This window comes from Oleiphilus sp. HI0123 (genome assembly GCF_001635315.1).
On sequence record NZ_LWGE01001260.1, the window covers coordinates 1 to 5,519 of the forward strand.

The window sequence follows — 5,519 nt, forward strand, 5'->3', positions numbered from 1 at the left end:
ATAGACATCAGCTGGCTCGGCATAGGTATTCGCATAAAGCCGGTAACTGAGTATCGCCTCTTTCTTGTTGTCAGCCTTATCGTATAGCTCCGCTACGATAAACTGAATATCCTGCTTTTCCTGCTCGGTTTTTGCCAGCTTACGCATAATACGCAATTCTCCGGCCGCTGCTTCCCACTGTTCGGTTTCACGATAAGCCAAAGCCATTTTAGCAGGCAGCGTATCGAGTAAATTATGCTTTGGGTAACGCTTTCTGAAGTCTGAAATAACGTCGATAGCACGATGCCATTCTTTTAATTCAATCAAATAACCTGCGGCATCATATTCTGCGCTGGCTCTGAGGGTGGAAGTCGGAGCAACAAGCCCCACGCGAAGAAACTCGTCAACGGCTAGCAAAGTCTGCCCATCTGCCAACTTCGCCTCTGCCTGCTTAAAGACACTCGCAGCCAGGCTTTCAATTGTTGCAGCCCGGCGCTTGTCCTTTGCAGGCATTTGGGTCAATACCTCTTGATACGCACCTTCTGACAGAACAAAGTCATTTAAAGCATACAAACTGTGCGCTTTAATCAAACTACTTTCTAATAAGGTTTGTTTATCAAGCTTGGGCGCACCTTCAAACGAAGTCGGCCAGTCAATCAGGCGCTGAGCCAAAGGTAATGCCCCCTGATAATCTTTCCTGTCAAAATACTCAGAGCTCACGAGGTACAAAACCGGAACCGCTCTATTGTCTTGCTTGTGAATATCAACAAAACGCATTTGAGCCTGCTCCCGCTTAATACTTAAGCTTTCCAGAAGAGCTTGCCTTGCCTCTTGCTCTGTTGGCAGCTTATCTTTTGGCAAGGCTTTGATGCTCTTTAAGTAATCATCATAGAGCAGCACGGAAGCGTAAGCCGCATCACTACGACCAGAAAATTCTGAGAACTCATAACCAGCTCTTTCGAAAGCCGAGATCGCTTCTGGAAAATGTGACAGTTGTGTCTCGCTCTCAGCCAATAATACTAGGCGCTCTGGCAAGTCTGAATGATTGGGAAAGGTCTCGGTAAAGGCACGGTTATATCGAGCAGAAAGCGTATATTCATCGAGCGTTTTTTGCTTGCTGGCAGAACGTTTCTTAGCAGCCTTGCGTAACTGGCCGGCTTTAACGTAATGGCGATCAGCTAACTCTTTTAACAGTGGCTCCAGCTGTTCTTTTGTATAGCCCAGCGAGTCGGTAGCACCTTCAGGCTCTGGCTTCGGAGCATGCGTTTGCCAAAATTCACTGCCTAAGCCATAAGTCTCAACAAATCGCACTTTCTCGGGGTAGATATCTTTCTTAAAGCCTGCGTGAACCAGCACAGTGATGATCTGCATTTGATATTTTGGCGACCACAAACTCAGTGGCTGCCTGGCAATATAGTTCTTATAAACTAACACCGCGTCACTAAACTGCTCTTTATTCAACAGGAAGTCTGCATAGCTGGAGTAAACAACATGCTCATAATGTCGCTGGCCCGTTTCTGCAAACAGAGCCCCCAAGCTTTCTGCCCCACCCAAATAAGAAAACGACAAACTCATAACGCGCATTAAGTCTTCGACCAGAGTTTGATGCTGATTCGCAACCAAGGCCGAGGCTTTATCTTGATCAGCCGAGTCCTGACTTAACAATAAATCTAACACGCGGCTGTAGCTTACCAGCGCTAAAGAGTATTTTGCCTGTTTGAACAAACTCCAGCCTTGCATGTAGTGGGCGTTAGCCAAAAAGGGGCTTTCCTCTTTAGGCGCTTCAGTCAGAATCACGGCAGAAAATGCCTGCTCGGCCAGCCTATACAGTTCGTCAGTGAACAGGATCTCTCCGCGTCTAAATTGTACTTCGGCATAATAGTTTGAGCCCGGGTATTGCTCGGCAATTCGTGTCAGTATCTTCAGGTGTTGATCACGCAAACCTTTCAACTCATAGGTCTTTGCCAATTGATATAAGACGTGATCGTTATCTTCTCTGTCTGGATACTTTTCAAGCAGACCTAAATAAGCAGTGATAGCGATATCCAGCTCATCAACAGCCTGCTCTGCCATTAATAATTCACCTTTCTGAAGCTTAAGATCGGCTAAGCGATGCAGAACCTTCATTTGCGTTTCAGGGTCTTTCAGCATAGGTAGCAGACGAGTGTAATTCTCGATAACTTCTGAAATTTCAAGACTTAAAGATGCCTCTCTATCAATCATCAAGACAGCAGGCTGAAGTGAAGCAATACTTTCAGGCCCATATAAGGGATAGGTTCTGGAGTCAAATAGCTGGCAGCCTGACAAAGCAAATAACAAGGTAAGCAAGCATGCTGTTCTAAGTAAACTCACAAGCTAGCCTCCTCTGTCGTCATGCTGGTTTTCTCTGCAGAATCCGAATGATAAACCTGGTCTGAAATTCGGGCTAATGACTCTCGCGAAGCCTTCAAATAAACACCCGCTTCAGCGATTTGCTTTTCGTAATCCTGTTTGGCCAAAGCAACAAGTTTATTTCTTGCTTGCGCAAGACTCTGGTCTAACTCCGTTCTAATTAGCGCTAGCTGCTCTCTTCCTTCAGAAACTCTCTTTGCTAGCGCTTCATTGCCACCATCAGACTCCAGTTTTGAACGTAACTTAGCTTGATATTCATTAAATTCTGCCATTTCACGATCGAGTGCACGAAGTTGTTTGACCGCCTGCCAACGATTGTCACTAAAGGACTCACTCAACCACCAATCGTAATAGGCTTTAACTCGATTCAAGCGCCGTTCGTAACGGCTACGCTTGCGATGATCATGTGGAATAAGTGCTAACGATGACTCGGCTTGCTCAATTTTCTTGGCATATTTAATCTGCTCCTCATTCATAAAGAATCGCAAGTCTTCAGTCTCGCTGGCATGATTAATCGCCGCAGCAAACCTGTCCTGCTCATCTTCCCAGTGTGCAGCGTCCTGGTTCTCCATCGCTTGCTTTGTTTGCTGTATTTTGTCTTCACGAAGCGCAATACGCGTTGCCATCATGGTGTCGAATGAGTCCAGCTGGCTAGCCCATTGAGATAAAGATTCTTCTAACTTATACAGCTCATGCAGCTCACTTACCTGGCGCTGAAACGCATCCGTTGCCAGAAGGTGTGCAAAGCTATAGTCATTAGGCTGAACATTTAGCATGCCATAGGCATCATTCACTAACTTCGCATCACCTAAGGGGCGTGAAAGGTTCAAGGCGGCAATCAAACGCGACTCATCGACCTCTTGTGCTTGTCTGCCAAAACGCTCTTGTAAAGATTCATAATGCTCAACAGCCACTCGGTAGCTTTGGAGTGCAAGCTTTGTTTCACCCATTTGCTCGTACAGATAGGACAAAGCATAAGGCACTTGCTGTAACCAGGGCGTAAATTGTGGGCGCTCTTTCAACAACGTTAAAGCTTCGAGCGCCAAGCCGTGCTGACCAAGGTTAGTCGCAGCAACTGAATAAGCGAAAAGTGCCTGGTCAGATAACAGACTATCTTTTCTGATTTCGCGTAAGACACCTAAAGCGGATTGATTGTCTCCCTGCTGAAGGTATAGCTGCCCAAGGCTTAGCAAACACTGTTCTCGTAAGTTAATACGCTCCCCAGCACCAACATCATTCGACTGACTATAGAGTTCATCTATTTGATTAAGCAAACCAGCTGCCAAGCGCTTCAAATCTCGCAAAGCAACACTTCGAACCACTTCATAGTTCGTATTAGACGCTGCCGCTAATCCACCAACGGCGGCATTATACTGAAGGTACTGTCGCCATAAGTTGCCAGGAGGAATCTGGCTAATCAAGCTTGCAAGCATAAGGGGTTTATTTTCTTGTTTGATACTATGATCCCGTCCGATCAATAGTCCTTTCATATAGAGCATTTCATGGAACAAATGAGGCTTTTCCTTTCGCAAAAGCTGCATCTGTACTTTGTCAAAACTTTCTGAAGAGCGCTTATCATCGGCGGTAAGGTAGAAGACCTTACCTAAGTAGTACCAAGCCTGGTTACGATCGCTCAATGAAATTTGCTTGGTTAGAAGCGTCTCAAATACTAGTTTGGCCTCTTCGACCATTCCGTAAGAGAGCATCAGCCCCCCCTCCACTAATTCCGGATGCTGGCCATGCCCCTGGATTCCGGAACGGAGCTTGGCAACATTTAGCGCGCTCAAAGCTTCAAAGAAATTTCCTTGATGGTACTGGAACAGTACCTGACCGTAATTTAAGTCTTGAGCACGTTGATATACCGGGTACTCATCAACCAGCTTTGCTTCTGAAGACTGAGCAACACCCGTCCACAGACTCACGCAGAGAATACACAAGGTAATCAGTGCTTTCACAAAGCGCTGAGTTTGCTCAGGAAGATAAGTTTTTAGCACGCTAGTTCCACTCAACGATTTCAACATGAGGTTGATAGTTTTCACTTTGGTCGCTTATCTGAATCTCTAGCGAAGCAATATCACTTGCCTTTTCAAATAGCATGGTGGCAGCTTTTTTGTACTCGCGCTTATCAGGCCCGAGCCCGCTTACAACGGCCGTTAGCTCGTGCTCGCCACTCTTCAAGTTACCCATATGCAAACGCTGCATACCGCCCTTTCGTAATGCTGTGACTTGACGCTGCGTATACAAATGGCTAGCAACAATTTCATCATTCAGCTTTAAGGTCACGCTGTCAGGCTTGAAGAATTTACCCGTATCCAGACTCAGATAAACAACAAACTGGGTATTTGCCGGAAACAGCAAATCTTCTTCCAGAATAAACAGGTCTCGATTCAGCTTGATGACCTTTTTCTTCAGCTGCGCCACACTCAAGGCAACAGGCTTGTCCGCCACAGGCGCAGACTGTTTTTCGATAACCGCACCCGGCTCGGTCGCTGACTCCTCACCAAAGCTACTCACTGAAACTAGGCATACAGCAAACAAGAGTATGCTTTTCAATGCTTTTCTGGTCGCTTTATTATTCATCTAACTCTTCCCCAATTCTCTCTAATATTCCATCGTGACCGATATACGCGTGACCCACGCATCGAAACCATACAAAGGTTCGTTTCCTGCAACAGTAGAAGGTTTGGTCACATCTCTGAAGTTGTCATAGGAAAATTCTAAGTAATCAACCAAAGCCGTTAGCTTTAGCCTATCTACATGTGGGATGGCACCTTTACCAAAAATATAACTTGCTCCTAAACCAATCGTATAATCACTAAAGGTACTCAATTCCTTATCACGCCCCATAAAGTCTTGTGAGTCCTGAAAGGGGAAAAGGTCACTATAAAAGTCTGCACTGGTTTGCTGGTAATAACGATATCGGCCCTCAAAGACCCAAGAAGGACCAACCGGGTGAATATATTGAAGTTCGAAGGTATCCGCTTCTATCCCCCAGCTGTCAGTGAAATAACGATACTCTGCTTTAATCGATGCTCGATACGGCAAGTAGTAAAGAGAACGAAGTGCAACAGCTGTACTGGTTCGTGTTTGCGGGTATTTTTCAGTAGCTGTCTCGAAAGATGAACCACTCTGATAGCGGTATACGCGAT

General features: G+C 45.8%; 4 protein-coding genes. All 4 read right to left on the reverse strand.

Translation table 11 applies throughout. The annotated features are described in order from the left end of the window. On the reverse strand, positions 1-2,331 hold a 2,331-nt coding region (locus A3761_RS14870), incomplete at its 3' end, for a tetratricopeptide repeat protein (RefSeq protein ID WP_068750424.1). Next, the gene (locus A3761_RS14875) at positions 2,328-4,364 is read right to left on the reverse strand and encodes a tetratricopeptide repeat protein (protein WP_068553280.1); all 2,037 of its coding nucleotides are present in this window, start codon (positions 4,362-4,364) and stop codon (positions 2,328-2,330) included. The genes A3761_RS14870 and A3761_RS14875, both read right to left, overlap by 4 nt. Position 4,365: 1 nt before the next feature. Continuing rightward, entirely contained in the window at positions 4,366-4,950 is a 585-nt protein-coding gene (locus tag A3761_RS14880; protein ID WP_068553281.1) for an AraC family transcriptional regulator, read from the reverse strand. Positions 4,951-4,971: 21 nt separating this feature from the next. Continuing rightward, on the reverse strand, positions 4,972-5,519 hold a 548-nt coding region (locus tag A3761_RS14885; RefSeq protein ID WP_156491873.1), incomplete at its 5' end, for a DUF3570 domain-containing protein.

Excerpts from the sequence above, each read along its gene's own strand:
- A3761_RS14880 (WP_068553281.1), bottom strand. The coding sequence starts at position 4,950 with ATGAATAATAAAGCGACCAGAAAAGCATTGAAAAGCATACTCTTGTTT.